This is a genomic window from Pelatocladus sp. (assembly GCF_059505505.1).
On the sequence record NZ_JCACKS010000040.1, the window covers coordinates 1 to 16382 of the forward strand.

Below are 16382 nucleotides of genomic sequence, written 5' to 3' on the forward strand. Positions count from 1 at the left end.
CCGCTTATAAAGCTAGTTTAGGCTACATTTGGGCTTAATTTTTGTTTAAGTCCCATTAAGGGGAGAGGCTTTAAAAGAAGATTTTAATTATTTACGCCGTTCTACTTAATTAAAGTAGCAGGAGAAAAATTTTCCCCTGCTTTATCTTCTGAAAGTTATTAGCAACCGCCAGCCCAAGTTACCCATTTATGTGATAAACCAGTGTGCATAATTCCCCCACTCATTTCTCTGTCACTGATGGTTGCTCCGGTTATATTTACACCATTGAGTTCTGCTTCATTTAAGTTTGTATCAGTCAGATTTGCTTGATTGAGATTAGCTCCACTTAAATCTGCACCGCTCAATTCTGCTTCACTTAAATTTGATCTTGTTAAGTTGGCTCTGATTAAATTTGCACTTCGCAAATCTGCACGACTTAAGTTAGTTTGCTTGAGGTTAACATTAATTAAGTCTGCTCCAATCAAGTTGATCTCACTCATATTTGCACCGCCCAAATCTGCTCCAGTTAAATCTGCATCAGTCAGATTTGCTCGGCTAAAATTACATCCGCTTAAATTAGCTTGGCTGAGATCTGCTCCACTTAAATCTGCTCCACAAAAATTTGCTCCACTCAAATCTATTTCATGAAGGTTTGCTTTATGAAGATTTACACCAACGAAATCCCGTTCTCCTGTTTTATAGCGACTCAGGAGCATATTAATATCCATATTCTTTGCCTCGCAATGTTTACTAGTGAGCAAGTTTAGTTATGAGTTTCACTCCATCCAAACCACGCAAGTATTGAGTTGCTAGCAACTGAAAATTGTTTTAGCTATATGTATGTTGTTCTATTATTTTGCTAGAGTTTTTCAGAAATGACACATTTGCTTAATGTAAATATGCATATAGATACACTTCCACTAATCAGTTAACAGTTGATAGTGAACAGTTAACACTAAGCAATTATCTTTGAATAACTGATAACGAGAAGTCTAGATCCCCGATTTCTCGGAGAAGTCGGGGATCTTAATTGTCTCCTAATTCATCATTCTTAAAATCTCAGCTAGCTTCTGTTTAATTACCTCACTCACCAATTGATTTCCTTGCAAATTGAGGTGAATGTGGTCGTGATATAGAGCTTTTGGACTTTTAATAGGATTAAATTCCGGTAAAAAATCTATATAAGCTATTTTCTGGGTTTTAGCAAATTCACTCAGGTGTTGACGTGCTTTAATTTCATAATCGCGGGAACCTGGCGAACCAATTTCGCGGAGTAGGGGAGTTATAACGAGTAGAAATTGGCTATTACTTTGACGCGTCAGTGCTTGAATTTTACCAATAGCTTCCAAATTTCTAGCAACACGATCGCCATCTTCTTTATATATAGTTTTTAATTCTGATATCGGCTTGGGTTTAAAAATATAATTGCGAAATACTTCCACCAGCGCTAAAGGTGGTTTGTGATCTGGATAGTTGCGATCGCGTCCCACTGGTAAAGATGTCGGAGCAGTAGCAAATAAGTCATCAGTATTAATTAATAACACTACTATTTGAGCCTGAAAACTACCAAACTTCTCTAAATACGCTAGTTCATTTCTCGGCCCCCAAGAATTAGCAGAAGCATTTAATACTTGAATTTGTGGATATTTACTAATCTTCTCTGATGTTAAAGAGTGTTGAATCAGGCTGGAGATAGTATTATCCTGGTCTGTCCACCAACCACCATTGGTAATTGAATCTCCTAAAAGCAACACGCGCAACGTAGAAGACGAAGGTATTTGTTCTATGGCTTCGCTTCGCATAGAGTATTGATTAATTTCAATCCGATTACCATAACGACGGGTACGCTGATTGGGAGCTAATAAATAGCCAATTTTCTCGTCTGCAATGTAGATCAAAGGATTACCAAAACCAAAAAGCGATCGCATTCCTATTTCTATTACCAAAATTAAACAAAATACAAATGTAAAAATTAAAACTAGTGTTTCTTTCACTTATAAATACCTTAGCCTCAGTCTAAAAGCTAGGAACAAAAATGCAAGGGTTGGCGAAGCCTCTCTGAAAGAGACTCGCTTAAAGCATCTAGTCTTCAAAGATGGTATCGAAAAGCGATCGCATTTCCTTAAGTCTGAAAAGATACTATAGCAGTTCTCGGTTGTGTCCAATACGTACCCCACCCCTTAATCCCCTCCCCGCTTGCGGGGAGGGGATTAAGGGGTGGGGTTCCGACTGTATTGCAATCGAGTGAGAAGTGCTATAATACCATTTCCATATGAAGATGCATAGAAAGAACCCCACCGCCTTCGGCACCTCCCCTTGGTAAGGGGAGGTTGGGAGGGGTTAAAATAATGTGCAGCTTTACAGAGAATTGGTATAAGCTGACTGAGGTTTCTGCATAGAGGTTTCATCCGGCGTACTTTTTAGGCGAGTCGTGGGTGGACTTTCGCTATGAGCCTGGAACTTTAGTTCTAGGCGGGATACAGTTTCAACATGAAAAATTTTGACTTGTGTGTACACCGTAGCCGCGTGCGCTTAGGGGAGGTTTTGCGTCAGCAAAGCCGGGGTGGGGTTCCGACTGTATTGCAAATTCAAAGACATTAGATCTCCGTTAAAGAAGTCGGGGATCTTTCTCTGTTACTCTACACTTTCTTTAAGTGCTTGTTGAGCAATTCTGGTTATGTAAATAGTGACAACTATAGTGGCAATTAATCCGATTATTTGTATTAGCCATTTTCCAATTTGCACTTCTGGGGTTGTTGGCTGATTGGGAGTGCTAATCATTGCTAAGTCGGTAGCAAGGGAACCGATATAAACATACATGACAGTACCTGGAATCATGCCAATTGAACCCAAGACATAATCTTTCAGTGAAACTTGGGTGATTCCGAAAGCATAATTTAACAAGTTAAATGGAAAAATGGGAGACAAGCGAGTTAAAAATACTATTTTGAATCCTTGTTTAGCTACTGCTTGATTGATCGCTTGAAATTTTGGATGCTTTTCTAATTGTCGGCAAACCCAATCTCGTGATAGATAACGTCCTATTAAGAATGCAAAAGTAGCTCCGATAGTAGCAGCAATTAAGACATAAATAGAACCCCAAACTAAGCCAAATAGACAACCACCTTTGAGTGTGAGTAAGGAGCCGGGTATAAATAGTAATGTTGCTAAGTTATAGATAAAAATAAATGCGATCGCACCAAATGGGCCAAGACTTTCAATCCAGATGGCTGATGTCTGCAACCATCCCTGAATATTTAAATATTTGGCAGCAATGAGTAGGCTGACAACTAGAGAAAATAATAGTATTAGTTTGAGCTTGGGTTTTTTTTGCATATTGGGGATTGGGGATCAGGGATTGGGGACACGGGGGACACGGGAGGGGAGAAATGACCAATGACCCTTGACCAATGACCAACCACTAACAAATTACATAAATAAAATGAGAAATGGCTTAAAACCTTTTAAGTTTTTCTCGACGATACCAACTGCGAATTCGTTGAGGGGAGATTCCGAGAAAATATGCGATGATGACTATTTGATTCATTAATGTTGTTTGCCAAATTCCCTTTTTGAGCCAGCGACGCGCTGAGGTAATAACTGGTACAGGAACCAGTGTAATTTTACCCAGACTTCTTAAATATCGCATGAGTTCAAAATCTTCCATGATTGGCAATTCTGGAAAGCCACCAACATGATTAAATATTTTTCTAGTTAAAAAAATAGCTTGATCACCATACGGCATTTGTAAAAAGCGCGATCGCATGTTCACCCCCCATTCTACTAGTCGCAAACTCGGCTGTTCTGCACCAATTCGCAAGCAAAACGCACCAGCTACAACTCCAGACTGTGCAAGTGCTTCACGAAGCATGACATCAAATCCAAGTGGTAAGCAGGTATCAGCATGGAGAAACAGCAAAATTTCGCCGCTAGCAACAGCAGCACCCGCATTCATTTGCTTGGCGCGTCCAGGAGCAGATAAGATGACTTTGACACCTAAAGAGTCAGCAATTTGTACTGTTTCGTCTTGGGAACCACCATCGACTACAATTACTTCGACATGATTACTTGGTTGAGTACTAGCTAAGGCTGCTTTGATGTTTTCTGCTTCATTGAGAGTGGGAACAACAATTGAGATTGTAGCAGTAGCAATATTTTGACTAATAATTTCTGACAATTGATCTGTTTCTCCAAAGTTTGCTATTTTTTGAGAAATTATCTAACAAATATAAAAAGTTGTAACGCTTCTCCATCTCATGCAAGATGTTATGTATCTGTTGTAGTGTTACTTTTCACTGAATAAGTATATGTTTGCTTAAAACTGTAGCGTGTTTTGTATTTCTAAATTGTGATTGGAGAATGATCAATGAAGCATCATTTTACAGCTTGGTTAAAATCTATTTTATGTGTTGTGCTATTTATTTGTTTCACAGGGTTGTTGTCAATTTTAAACACTCCTGCTGTTTTAGCACAGGAAAATACGGTTAACTATACACTTTCTGATTTACGAAATCGAGATTTTGCTAATCAAGATTTACATGGAACATCTTTTGCTGGTGCTGAAATGCAGCGAGCAAATTTTCAGGGAGCAAATCTGAGTGGAACGATTCTTACTAAGGGATCATTTTTACAAGCTGACTTGAGTGATGCTAATCTGGCGGAAGCATTTGCCGATCGCGTCATTTTTAATAAAGCTAATTTAACTAATGCTATTTTCACCGATGCGATGCTTGCTAGCAGTCGTTTTTTCGAGGCGGATATTACAGGTGCAGATTTTTCAGGTGCAATTGTTGATGCTTATCAAGTGAAATTGATGTGCGATCGCGCTAATGGTGTTAATCCACTGACAGGTGTCTCAACCCGCGAAAGTTTGGGATGTACCGCCTCGGAATAAATTCCGAGTCTCATAGCGCAAGTCCTCTGAAGAGGACTCAAAAAAAAGTTTGTTCCAGTCCACTTGAGTGGACTTTCGCTATGAGCCTGGAACTTTAGTTCTAGGCGGGATACTTGTGTGTACACCGTAGACCCGACATTTTTCAAAAAATCGGGGAGCTAAACCACTCAACAATTCCCTGTGCGATCGCTCGTGCTAATTTTTTCTGTTCTTTTTCATCCGTCACCCACTCAAATTCATCGGGGTTACTCATAAAACCCAACTCTAATAATATAGATGGCGCACTCGCTGGACGTGTTAAGGCTAAGTTATCCCAAAATACACCGTAGGAAGGGCGCTTTCTGTGTTTAACTAAATAATTCTGCATAAATATTGCTAAGTTGTGCGCTTGGGGATGATACCAAAAAGCTGCTACTCCTTTGGTGTTTTCAGCATCACCGTCATCGGGGAGAGAGTTGTAATGGATCGAAATAGAAATAGCAGGTTGTTCTTTGTCAATAATTGCTTGGCGTTGAGGAAGCGAAACTTCTTTGTCATCTTCCCGCGTCATCACAACTGTCGCACCACGCTTGAGTAATTCATCCCGCACTAATTTCGAGACTTTTAAATTTACATCTTTTTCTAAATACCCATTCGGTCCACTCGCACCCGATTCTTTCCCACCGTGTCCCGGATCTAGTAAGATCTTGATTCCCGATAAAGGTTTTTGTTTACTACTTAAAATCGGAGCGTGACGCAAACTTAATACCAAACTTGTGCCTTCGTACCTGAGCTTGTATCCCCATTGTTGATTTTTTTTGAGGTTAAAGGTATATTGCACTTGCTCTGGCTTGATTTGTTGCCAATCTAGGCGAGAAATTAGGGGGTTATCATCTAGACGAATAATATCGGTTTGAGCGGTGGTATTGTAGAGATTAAGGGTGAAAGTTTGATTGCTCTGTTGTACACTCACGGGAACGGGAACTTGCAAAGGAAAAACCATCTCGGTCATGTTAGGTAGTGGACGATAACCAACACTACGAATGATTGAGTGTGGAGGTATAGCCCCTGGTATCATAGTTGTTTCTTTAGTGTTGATCCAACTGCCATAGTCCAAGCGCAACCATTCTCCTTCCCTAGCTGTGACTGCTGCACGTGTACCTTTAGGTAACGGCGTCAGTCGAGAATAATCTGTACTCGGACCAGTACGAGCAACACCAGCATCGGCTGTGACTTCCACAACTGGTAATTTTGCTCTTGAGAGGATCGTAATTTTTCCTGTTCCTTCCTGACTTATTATTTTGCCATTCAGCGTCAGTTGAAACTGAGGTTTACCCAAATCTATTTCTTTGGTGTTGTCTGAAATGACTGCGCCAGCAGTGGTGTGATCTGCCAATGCTGTAGTGCAACCCTCATATTTGCTCGCACCATTGTTAACAGAAGGTTGATTTCTTCCTGTTAGTGCTGCTAAGTTACCAGGGAGTTGTGCTTGCTGGGGTTGGGGCGACAGGGGAATTGTTTGATTACCCAATTTCACAGAGACACTGGCTTTAGGAGTAGCGATCGCGCTAAAACAAACGAGTTCTCCTCCAAGTCTGGCAATGTCAACTGCTGGAGTCAAAGAATCTTTGGCAAAGGCTAAACCTTGTGGTATTTCTGGTTGAGTGGAAAGCCTTGTCACCTGGATCTGGATAGCTTGATTTTGGTAGTTGATCCTAAAGGTGTTTTCTCCCAGCTGCAAAGGTAAACTAGGGGCAAAATGGCCAGACTGACTGCGCTTGATTGCCTTACCATTAATAAAAACCTGTCCGGAAGTGGGGGCTGTACCAAGGAAAAAAATGCGATCGGCACTTGTTTGGTGCTTTGGAGGGGGATAAACAACCTGGAAAGATGGCTCTTGTGCCAAGACAACTACGGAGGAAGCGACTATTACGCCTAATATTACAGATCCTATAAGTGATTTCACGCCAAATTTCATTAAGATTCACATATCAGTTATCAGTTGTCAGTTATCAGGTATCAGTTGGTAACTGTTCACTGATAACTGTTAAGTGTTCAAAGGTACTAGAAAATAAGGGTTATGACTAAGTTTGTATTTGTTACCGGTGGTGTAGTTTCCAGTATCGGCAAGGGCATTGTAGCAGCAAGCCTGGGACGTTTGCTCAAATCTCGAAATTATTCGGTATCGATTCTCAAGCTCGATCCATATATTAATGTTGATCCAGGAACAATGAGTCCTTTTCAACATGGAGAAGTGTTTGTTACCCAAGATGGTGCGGAAACAGACTTGGATTTAGGGCATTATGAGCGTTTTACTGATACCTCGATGTCCCGTCTCAACAGTGTCACTACTGGCTCAATCTACCAAGCTGTTATTAATCGAGAGCGCCGCGGGGACTACAATGGCGGCACTGTGCAGGTGATTCCCCATATCACCAATGAAATCAAAGAAAGAATAGAAAGAGTTGCCAAAGATACTAACCCTGATGTGGTAATTACAGAAATTGGTGGTACAGTCGGTGATATAGAATCACTGCCGTTTTTGGAAGCAATTCGTCAATTCCGCAAGGATGTAGGACGACAAAACGTGTTATACATGCATGTCACTTTGATTCCGTGGATTGCTTCGGCGGGTGAAATGAAAACTAAGCCGACACAGCATTCTGTCAAAGAGTTACGGTCAATTGGTATCCAACCAGATATTTTAATTTGTCGATGCGATCGCCCCTTACCAACCGGACTCAAATATAAACTATCTGAGTTTTGTGATGTCCCCGCAGCATGTGTAATTCCGGCGATCGATGCCAAGAGTATTTATGAAGTACCGTTAATATTAGAACGAGAAGGACTAGCACAGCAAACACTTGAGTTGCTGAACATGGAACAACACCAACCTAATTTAACTCAGTGGCAAACTCTGGTAGAAAGGTTGTATAGTCCTAAACATCGCATCGAAATTGCCATTGTTGGTAAATATGTACAATTAAATGATGCCTATCTTTCTGTAGTTGAGGCGTTACGTCATGCGGCGATCGCCATGAGTGGTGAACTGCGTTTGCGTTGGGTAAACTCCGAAAAACTGGAAGTAGAAGGAGCTGAGGATCATTTAGCTGGTGTTGATGGTGTAATTGTCCCCGGAGGTTTTGGTGTACGTGGAGTGGATGGTAAAATTGAAGCCATCAAATATGCTCGCATTCATCAAATTCCTTTCTTGGGTTTATGCTTAGGAATGCAGTGTTGCGTGATTGAATGGGCAAGAAACATTGCGTTATTTAGTGATGCTCATAGTGCTGAATTTGAACCCCATACTGAAAACCCAGTCATTAATCTATTGCCAGAACAGCAAGATGTAGTAGACTTAGGCGGAACAATGCGCTTGGGCTTGTATCCTTGTCGTGTTGTGCCAAATACCTTAGCTTTTAGTCTTTATCAAGAAGAAGTGATTTACGAACGACATCGCCATCGTTACGAATTTAATAACGGTTATCGCAACCTGTTTTTAGACTCTGGTTATGTTATCAGTGGCACTTCTCCCGATGGGCGTTTGGTGGAAATGATAGAATTGCCTAATCATCCTTTCTTTTTAGCTTGTCAATTCCATCCGGAGTTTCAATCTCGTCCAAGTTCGCCCCATCCTCTATTTCAAGGCTTTATCGAAGCTGCGATCGCTCGTTCTCAATCCTACGAAGGTAAACAAACCCCTGTTCCAGTTTCCTAACTTTCTTTACATATTAAGCCTCGGAATTTATTCCGAGGCGGGATACAGTTTCAACATGAAAAATTTTGACTTGTGTGTACACCGTAGAAGGGGAAGGAACTAGATGTAAGCAAGCGTTGGCGAAGTCTCTCTGAAAGAGACTCGCTTGCTTACATCTAGTCTGTGAAGATTGCATCGAAAAGCGATGGCGCACTTGGTGTCTTAGGGTAAATCACAAAAATCAAAATATTGGCGATCGCAACTCAACCAAGATATCGCATATGGCAGTAAGCTGTTTTATTTAGAGGATTTATAAAAATTTCCCACTATGGCAACAATTAACGACAACTACCTTAAGCTGAAAGCTGGTTATCTGTTTCCGGAAATTGCGCGTCGTGTCAACGCTTTTGCAGAAGCTAACCCAGATGCCAAAATTATTAAGCTGGGTATTGGTGACGTCACCGAACCATTGCCAGAAGCTTGTCGGACTGCGATGATTAAAGCTGTGGAAGAAATGGGCGATCGCGCCACTTTCAAAGGTTATGGTCCGGAACAAGGTTACGCTTGGCTACGTGAGAAAATAGCTCAATCCGACTTCCAAGCGCGGGGATGTGAAATTGATGCATCGGAAATATTTATATCTGATGGATCTAAGTGTGATACTGGTAATATTCTCGAAATATTTGGCAAAGACAATACTATTGCCGTTACAGATCCAGTTTATCCCGTATATGTAGATACTAACGTTATGGCGGGAAATACAGGCAGCGCCAACGAACAAGGTGAGTTTGAGGGTTTAGTTTATCTGCCAATCACCGCCGAAAACAACTTTACCGCCACTATCCCCTCTCAACAAGTCGATTTAATTTACCTTTGCTTCCCCAATAACCCCACTGGTGCAGTCGCTACTAAAGAATATCTTAAAGCTTGGGTGGATTATGCAAAGGCGCATGGCTCGATCATTTTCTTTGATGCTGCTTACGAAGCCTATATCACCGATCCAGAAATTCCCCATTCTATCTATGAAATAGCAGGTGCAAAAGAGTGTGCGATCGAATTCCGCTCTTTCTCTAAAAATGCTGGCTTTACTGGTACACGGTGTGCTTTAACAGTAGTACCCAAGAACCTCACAGCCAAAGCCACAGATGGTTCTGATATGGAACTATGGAAACTCTGGAACCGCCGCCAGTCCACCAAATTTAATGGCGTATCCTACATCGTCCAACGTGGCGCCCAAGCAGTTTATTCTGAAGACGGACAAGCGCAAACCAAAGCGCTAATTAGTTTTTACCTGGAAAACGCCACAATTATCCGTGAGCAACTCACAGCCGCAGGATTAGCAGTCTACGGTGGTGTAAATGCACCTTACGTCTGGGTGAAAACACCCAATGGTCTTTCTAGTTGGGACTTCTTCGACAAATTGCTGCACACCTGCAATGTTGTGGGTACACCAGGTTCTGGCTTTGGTGCAGCAGGTGAAGGCTATTTCCGAATTTCGGCGTTTAACAGTCGTGAGAATGTCGAAGAAGCGATGAAGCGGATTACAAATCGTTTTAAAGCATAGCTTAAGCAGTTAAGAGGAATCACTTTACTACCACCTCAAAGCAGTATCTCACCGACGAGCAGATAGTAATATACCCTTCTTGATATCTTGCACCAACCCCATATCCCGCCTCAGAATTAAGGAATGAGGCTAATAGTATAAGCCCGTTAAAACTGACTCAAACACCGTCCTAGTCAGATTTATCTGACTTTCGCTATTAGCCAATAAATTTATTTATTGGCGGGATATGGGGTTGATGCAAGATATGATCTTCTTTACCTTTGCCCCTTTACTTTTACCTTGTTGTAAGTAAGTGGGTCAAATTAAATATAAAACCTCACCCTCAATCCCTCTCCTTACTAAGGAGAGGGAAGCCGGAGGCAGGGTAAGGTTTTATTTTATCTTTAATTACACCTACCTACCTACTAGTCCTCCACTTCTCCCTTCCAAAGATCATCCCCTTTTCTCCGGTTTTGAATAATTTTTGCCGGAGATATATTAGAGGACTTGCCCAAGGACTCTGGTAAATGCTTCGCAAATATTTTCGTACAATCTTCCTAGCATGGCGACAGCTAATTAAACAGAAGACTCGTTTGGCGGTGGCGGTGGTTGGTATTGCCTTTGCAAACATCATGATCTGTGCTCAGATGGGGTTTGAGGCTTCATTATTTAACAGTTCCACAGCACCACAAAGAAGTTTAGATACAGATTTGGTAATGGTGAGTTCCCATTTTAAAAGTGTATACTCAGTCAAAAGTTTTACTAGGGAACGATTATATCAGGCGTTAGGATTTAAAGGGGTAGAGTCAGTAAGTCCGCTTTATATGGGTTACGGAAAATGGAGAAATCCCCAAACACGCCGTTTGCAAACTATTCTGGTGTTTGGTACAGATCCAAGAACTACTGCATTTAAATTTCCTGAAGTTGAGCAAAACCGCAGTCAATTGCAAAAATTGAATACGGTATTGTTTGACCAAGGTTCTTTACCAGAGTTTGGCCCCATAGCTACTTTATTCCAACAACAAGCAATTCTAGAAACTGAATTAAATGATGTGAATATCCGGGTAATAGGTTTATTTACCTTGGGTGCATCATTTGGTGCATATGGAAATGTGATTACCAGTGACTCAACTTTTTTGCATTTATTCTCAAATCATCATCCACAGCAGATTGAGATTGGTCTAATTAAGTTACAACCAGATGCAAATCCAGAACAAGTAGCCAAAAGTTTAATCAATGATTTACCTGATGATGTCATGGTTCTGACTAATGAAAAATTTGCTCAGTTAGAAAAAGCTTATTGGGCAAAAACAACTCCCATAGGTTTTGTTTTTGGTTTGGGCGTGATTGTCTCTTTTATTGTCGGAATTGTGATTGTTTATCAGATTATTTATGCCGATATTGCCGATCACTTGCCACAATATGCCATGCTCAAAGCAATTGGATATAGCGATCGCTATTTAATCGTAGTTCTCCTTCAAGAAGCTTTACTCCTAGCTGTTTTAGGTTACGTACCAGGATTTATTGTTTCATTAGGACTGTATCAGATAGCCGCTAATGCTACTATGCTGCCCATTTTTATGACCATTGATCGCGGTATTACTGTATTTGTTTTAACAATAACCATGTGTATGATCTCAGCAGTTACTACAATGCGAAAATTAAATTCTGTTGACCCTGCTGATGTATTTTAATAATTGGTTGTCATTGGTCATTATTTTAAAAAGAGTATCGTGACGTACCCGTCGCTGACTCTCCCTTGTACAGCGCGGGCTTCTCAATGACTCCTCTTTGAGGACATTGATTGAGCTTTAAGGGCGTGCGTCCCACGCGCCTTTATATTTATAGCCGCGTTCAAATCTCTGCACAAACTTGCATGACAAATAGGGCAATCGTGCATTCTTTGAGATAGCGGCTTTTTAACTTTATGACCACAACTAGAACATTCTTGGCTAGTACCGCTTGGATTGACAGCTATTACCTTCAAACCAGCATTTACGGCTTTGTTTGAAAGTATTGATACAAACTGCCCCCATCCAGCATCATTAATACTTTTAGCCAATTTTGTTTTAGCTAGCCCTTTGATATTCAATTTTTCTACAGCTACAACATCATACTTATCAAGTAACGCTGATAAAACGATGACTCAAGTGATTGAAGAACTTATTGACACGCTACCAAACATAAAAAATGGCGATTCCACTCCTTCGGAGAAGCAAGCTACATCGACCCTCTGCTCTGTCAATCCACAGGATTGATTTGATTGTGGGTCAATTCGTCATCGCCCAAAAATTCATCCCGACGCTCAACGAAGCGATAGAGCGCGGGGCTTCTTTTTGATTAAGCTAAAATAGCGTATTATTTTTTCACTTGACTTTTTGAGGGAATAGAGCATGACTATTTGGGTGAATGAGCAAATCGATCCATCTGGCTTGATTTATGCCTGCATAGCCTGCTGTAATGAGTCACAAGCCCAAGAGTGTCATGAGTCTTTTAAGAAAAACTTGACTGAAACACAAAAAATTGCAGGTTGGGTAGCGCAGTTACGGAAAGTTGATTCTTGGGATGAAGTTCCAGTCAATGCTTTGAAACTAAATTAATTTGTTAATTGATAATGGTTATACCAATTAAATATGAAGCTGTACATTATTTTAACCCCTCTCAACCTCCCCTTACCAAGGGGAGGTGCCGAAGGCGGTGGGGTTCTTTCTATGCATCTTCATATGAAAATGGTATTAGTAGTGTCTACTATCTACTAACCCTCTTGATCAGAAGTTAAGAAGATATAACCACAAGATTAAGAAATAATAAATAATTAGTAAAAGCCGCAAAGGCACTTATTCTTTTATATATATTTGATGATTTTTTTGAAACTTTAAGAGTTATCATCTATACAAAGGAAAGATTAAAAAACTGAAAAAAAGAAAATTATATAAGTGAACTATCCAACGCTTAACACTTTTGTTGCAGGCTATCCTATTAATTTGGTTGGCACAAGCGGACAAGCGGTTGAGATTTCAATTCATTCTCCGAGTCAGTACATTTGTGCCAACTGCGAACGGATATTACCTGATTGGAAACATCAGCTTTTTTTGTGGGTGGTGATTGTTTTACAAAAATCTAGTTACGAAATGATAGTAAGTACGCCAGAAATTGAGGCGGAAAAACAAAAATTACGAGAAAAATTTATGAGGTTTGGCTTGGATGTGGCTTTTAATCTGCGCGATCGCGGTTATTTCACAGACCTCATCGACCCCCGCACAGGCTACCCTTTGCTTTCTCATCCGGGGATAGTTCCTCATGATGACACAGCAGTCGTCAAAGCTTTACTCGGTTATCCAATTATAGAAAATAAATGCCGTGTCCTAGTTCATCCTAGATGGGGCATGGCAGTTTATCCTAGTATTTTACTCTCAGTAGCCCCCCCAACAATCATTAAAAAGGCAATTAAAAATATCGCCCCCTCCCATGATTGGAAAGAAATTGATTAGTTGTTGGTCATTGGTCATGAATCAGTTAACAGTTAACAGTGAACAGTTATCAGTTTAATTTTGATAACTGATAACTGATTAGTTGTCCCCCTTGTCCCTAATCAACTCTTCTTCGGTTTCCGCAACTGCTTAGAACCAATTGGCCCAAGAAGTTGATTGAGGGCGCGCAGTTGTTCTGATGTACCCATGGCAATTAATACATCTGCGGGCATAAATACTGTATCAGGAGTAGGGCCACCGATCAGAGTGCCATCGTTACGTCGGACAGCAAGTATCAATGCACCTGTTTGTCCTCGCAACCTGGCTTGTCCAAGAGTTAGTCCCACCACCGGACACACTTTGGGGTCGAGCAAAAATTCTTCCATATATAACTGTCGATCTGTACCTGAGATAATTCCATCAACAAAGTCCATAACTTGGGGTCTGAGGGCCGCAGAGGCCATTCTTTTACCACCAGTGATATAAGGAGAAATCACAGCATCTGCACCAGCGCGTTGTAACTTTTGCAAAGCTTCTTCTGTACTAGCTCTAGCGATCGCTCGAATGTTTGAATTCAAATATTTAGCCGATAGTACTGTGTATAAATTTTCTGCATCGGAAGGAAGAGCTGCAACTATACAAACTGCTCTATCAATGCCTACTCTCAGAAGGGTTTCATCTAAGGTGGCATCACCCTGGTATATAGTGTAACCAATTTCTTGGGCATTTCTAACAGATTCGGCATCAGAGTCAATAATCACAAAACAGACGCCTTCTGCTTGAAATTCTATAGCAATTTGCCGACCAGTCCGACTGAATCCACAGATGATATAATGCCCTGATAAAGATTCCATTGTCCGTCGCACCTGCCGATATCGAATTCCTTCTTGAAAGTAGCCTTGAATAATTGCTTCTGTAAATCTATTAACGATATAACCAATAGTAATTACACCCATTAAAATTAAGGCGATAGTAAATAGTCGTCCCCTGTCCCCTAGTGGATGGGTTTCACCATAACCAACAGTAGCCAAGGTGATTACTGTCATATATGCTGCATCTTCCCATGACCAGCCTTCTACTAAGGCGTACCATAAAGTACCAATCAAAAAGACACCAGCAAGAGCGATCGCCCCTACCATTAACTCTTTTTGGATGCGTTGATATTTTTGTTCCAGATTTGAGTACACAATTATTCACCATCGCCACTCGTTTTGAGGATAACTGCGTATCAGCTTAAGATGAAGTCAATTTTTAGGGAATTGATCAAAGTGATTGTAATTAATTAGAGTGAAGTATTAGGTCAGGATAAGAAATTTTGACGGATTTCTATCAGACTAGTGAATCACCCTATAATAAAAAATTTAGGGAGCCAAACAGGTGAGCCTAGAAACTCTATTTCAACAACACCCCATTACTCCAGAGTCAGGTACTGCATTATCTAGCGCTTTTGATGCTGATAGTTTTGATGCAGTTGTCATGTCTACCTATGGGCGGTTTCCCCTCGCTTTAGAGCGGGGTGCAGGCTGTCGCGTTTGGGATAATCAAGGGCGAGAATATCTCGATTTTGTAGCAGGAATTGCTACTTGCACCTTGGGACATGCTCACCCAGCGATGGTAGAAGCAGTAACACGGCAAATTCAAAAGCTGCATCACGTTTCTAATTTATACTACATTCCCGAACAAGGAGAATTGGCAAAATGGCTCGTTGAGCATTCCTGTGCCGATCGCGTATTTTTCTGCAATTCGGGAGCAGAAGCAAACGAAGCTGCTATTAAGCTGGCGCGGAAATACGCTCATACAGAGTTGCAAATAGAACGTCCAATTATTATCACTACTCACTCCAGTTTCCACGGACGCACATTAGCAACGATTACTGCCACAGGACAACCAAAGTATCAAAAGAACTTTGATCCTCTAGTGCCGGGATTCCACTACGTACCTTACAATGACATTTCGGCGGTAGAAGCAGCAATTAGCGAGTTGGATGAAGGTGATTACCGCGTTGCTGCAATTTTAATTGAACCATTACAGGGAGAAGGCGGGGTTCGTCCGGGGGATGTAGCCTACTTCCAAAAATTACGGCACATTTGTGATGAGACGGGCGTGCTACTGATTTTCGACGAAGTGCAAGTCGGAATGGGGCGCAGTGGTAAATTATGGGGTTACGAATATCTAGGGGTAGAACCGGATATCTTTACTAGCGCCAAAGGTTTGGGTGGTGGTATCCCCATCGGCGCAATGATGAGCAAAAAATTCTGCGATGTTTTTAGAGCAGGTGAACATGCTAGCACCTTTGGCGGCAATCCTTTTGTTTGTGGTGTGGCTTTGAGTGTTTGTCAGACTTTGGAAAAAGAGAATATTTTACAGAACGTTCAACAACGGGGTGAACAGCTCAGAGGTGGCTTAAGAGCGATCGCCAGCAAATATCCCAATCACATCGTTGATGTACGCGGTTGGGGTTTGATCAATGGTATGGAATTAACAGCAGACATTGAACTTACCGCCGGTGATATCGTCAAAGCTGCAATTAACGAGGGTTTGTTACTTGTACCAGCCGGCCCTAAAGTCATCCGGTTTGTACCACCCTTGATTGTGAGTGAAAAAGAAGTAAATACAGCGCTGCAAATTGTTGATCAGGTAATGGCGACTGTCAAAAACTAGCGGTGTGGGGGAATAAGGGTGTAGGGTGTAGGGAAGACAGCGCCCAAGGGAGTTCAAGCTCCCTTGGGCGCGATCGCAAACTTAATCAAGTATTAACTCTCACATTAAACCCACATTCCGCACTTCAAATTGAAGTACAAAGAGATTACATCATGAGAA

The 16382-nt window shown here is 41.3% G+C and carries 15 protein-coding genes; 8 read left to right on the forward strand and 7 right to left on the reverse strand.

Annotation, left to right across the window (positions count from 1 at the left end; all coding sequences use genetic code 11):
- Window positions 1-158 precede the first annotated feature (158 nt).
- The 4 genes from AC5JMK_RS04210 to AC5JMK_RS04225 all read right to left on the reverse strand — a co-directional run bounded on the left by AC5JMK_RS04210 (window position 159) and on the right by AC5JMK_RS04225 (window position 4156).
- A complete protein-coding gene (locus AC5JMK_RS04210) occupies window positions 159-707 on the reverse strand; it encodes a pentapeptide repeat-containing protein (protein ID WP_096675948.1) in 549 nt (182 codons plus the stop codon).
- Window positions 708-1016: 309 nt separating this feature from the next.
- Window positions 1017-1973 (reverse strand): SGNH/GDSL hydrolase family protein, encoded by a 957-nt coding sequence (locus AC5JMK_RS04215; protein ID WP_495909464.1) that lies wholly within the window; start codon window positions 1971-1973, stop codon window positions 1017-1019.
- Between the two features lie 640 nt (window positions 1974-2613).
- Window positions 2614-3315, reverse strand: coding sequence for a TVP38/TMEM64 family protein (locus AC5JMK_RS04220; protein ID WP_495909465.1), 702 nt, complete (start codon window positions 3313-3315; stop codon window positions 2614-2616).
- A gap of 118 nt (window positions 3316-3433) precedes the next feature.
- Entirely contained in the window at window positions 3434-4156 is a 723-nt protein-coding gene (locus tag AC5JMK_RS04225) for a TIGR04283 family arsenosugar biosynthesis glycosyltransferase (RefSeq protein ID WP_495909466.1), read from the reverse strand.
- A 189-nt stretch (window positions 4157-4345) separates the two neighbouring features.
- Between AC5JMK_RS04225 and AC5JMK_RS04230 the strand changes: the two genes are divergently transcribed.
- Window positions 4346-4873 (forward strand): pentapeptide repeat-containing protein, encoded by a 528-nt coding sequence (locus tag AC5JMK_RS04230; protein WP_096675952.1) that lies wholly within the window; start codon window positions 4346-4348, stop codon window positions 4871-4873.
- A gap of 142 nt (window positions 4874-5015) precedes the next feature.
- Here AC5JMK_RS04230 and AC5JMK_RS04235 read toward each other — a convergent pair whose 3' ends face one another.
- Window positions 5016-6830: an N-acetylmuramoyl-L-alanine amidase family protein gene (locus AC5JMK_RS04235; RefSeq protein ID WP_495909467.1), complete on the reverse strand. Its 1815-nt coding sequence runs from the start codon at window positions 6828-6830 to the stop codon at window positions 5016-5018.
- Between the two features lie 102 nt (window positions 6831-6932).
- Here AC5JMK_RS04235 and pyrG point away from each other — a divergent pair, with 102 nt between their 5' ends.
- From pyrG to devC, 3 genes are all read left to right on the forward strand, one after another.
- The gene (gene pyrG / locus AC5JMK_RS04240; RefSeq protein ID WP_096675954.1) at window positions 6933-8570 is read left to right on the forward strand and encodes a CTP synthase; all 1638 of its coding nucleotides are present in this window, start codon (window positions 6933-6935) and stop codon (window positions 8568-8570) included.
- Between the two features lie 307 nt (window positions 8571-8877).
- Window positions 8878-10113: an LL-diaminopimelate aminotransferase gene (locus AC5JMK_RS04245; RefSeq protein WP_096675955.1), complete on the forward strand. Its 1236-nt coding sequence runs from the start codon at window positions 8878-8880 to the stop codon at window positions 10111-10113.
- A gap of 506 nt (window positions 10114-10619) precedes the next feature.
- Window positions 10620-11786 carry an ABC transporter permease DevC gene (devC, locus tag AC5JMK_RS04250; RefSeq protein WP_096675956.1) on the forward strand — a complete coding sequence of 389 codons (1167 nt, stop codon included), beginning with the start codon at window positions 10620-10622 and terminating at the stop codon, window positions 11784-11786.
- 83 nt (window positions 11787-11869) lie between these two features.
- Here devC and AC5JMK_RS04255 read toward each other — a convergent pair whose 3' ends face one another.
- Window positions 11870-12178, reverse strand: a complete 309-nt coding sequence (locus AC5JMK_RS04255) for an RNA-guided endonuclease InsQ/TnpB family protein (protein ID WP_495909468.1) — start codon at window positions 12176-12178, stop codon at window positions 11870-11872.
- Between AC5JMK_RS04255 and AC5JMK_RS04260 the strand changes: the two genes are divergently transcribed.
- The 3 genes from AC5JMK_RS04260 to AC5JMK_RS04270 all read left to right on the forward strand — a co-directional run bounded on the left by AC5JMK_RS04260 (window position 12060) and on the right by AC5JMK_RS04270 (window position 13583).
- The gene (locus tag AC5JMK_RS04260; protein ID WP_495909469.1) at window positions 12060-12350 is read left to right on the forward strand and encodes a hypothetical protein; all 291 of its coding nucleotides are present in this window, start codon (window positions 12060-12062) and stop codon (window positions 12348-12350) included. The two genes, AC5JMK_RS04255 and AC5JMK_RS04260, sit on opposite strands and share 119 nt — an antisense overlap.
- A 135-nt stretch (window positions 12351-12485) precedes the next feature.
- Complete coding sequence (locus AC5JMK_RS04265) at window positions 12486-12692, forward strand: glycogen debranching protein (protein ID WP_096675959.1); 207 nt, start codon at window positions 12486-12488, stop codon at window positions 12690-12692.
- A 336-nt stretch (window positions 12693-13028) separates the two neighbouring features.
- On the forward strand, window positions 13029-13583 hold the full coding sequence (locus AC5JMK_RS04270; RefSeq protein WP_096675960.1) for a methylmalonic aciduria and homocystinuria type D protein: 555 nt from the start codon (window positions 13029-13031) through the stop codon (window positions 13581-13583).
- A 101-nt stretch (window positions 13584-13684) separates the two neighbouring features.
- Here the strand turns inward: AC5JMK_RS04270 and AC5JMK_RS04275 are convergent, their stop codons facing one another.
- Entirely contained in the window at window positions 13685-14749 is a 1065-nt protein-coding gene (locus AC5JMK_RS04275) for a potassium channel protein (protein WP_096675961.1), read from the reverse strand.
- A 190-nt stretch (window positions 14750-14939) separates the two neighbouring features.
- On the opposite strand from AC5JMK_RS04275, the gene AC5JMK_RS04280 reads away from it, so the two are divergent.
- Window positions 14940-16223: an aspartate aminotransferase family protein gene (locus tag AC5JMK_RS04280; RefSeq protein WP_096675962.1), complete on the forward strand. Its 1284-nt coding sequence runs from the start codon at window positions 14940-14942 to the stop codon at window positions 16221-16223.
- The last annotated feature ends 159 nt before the right edge of the window (window positions 16224-16382 follow it).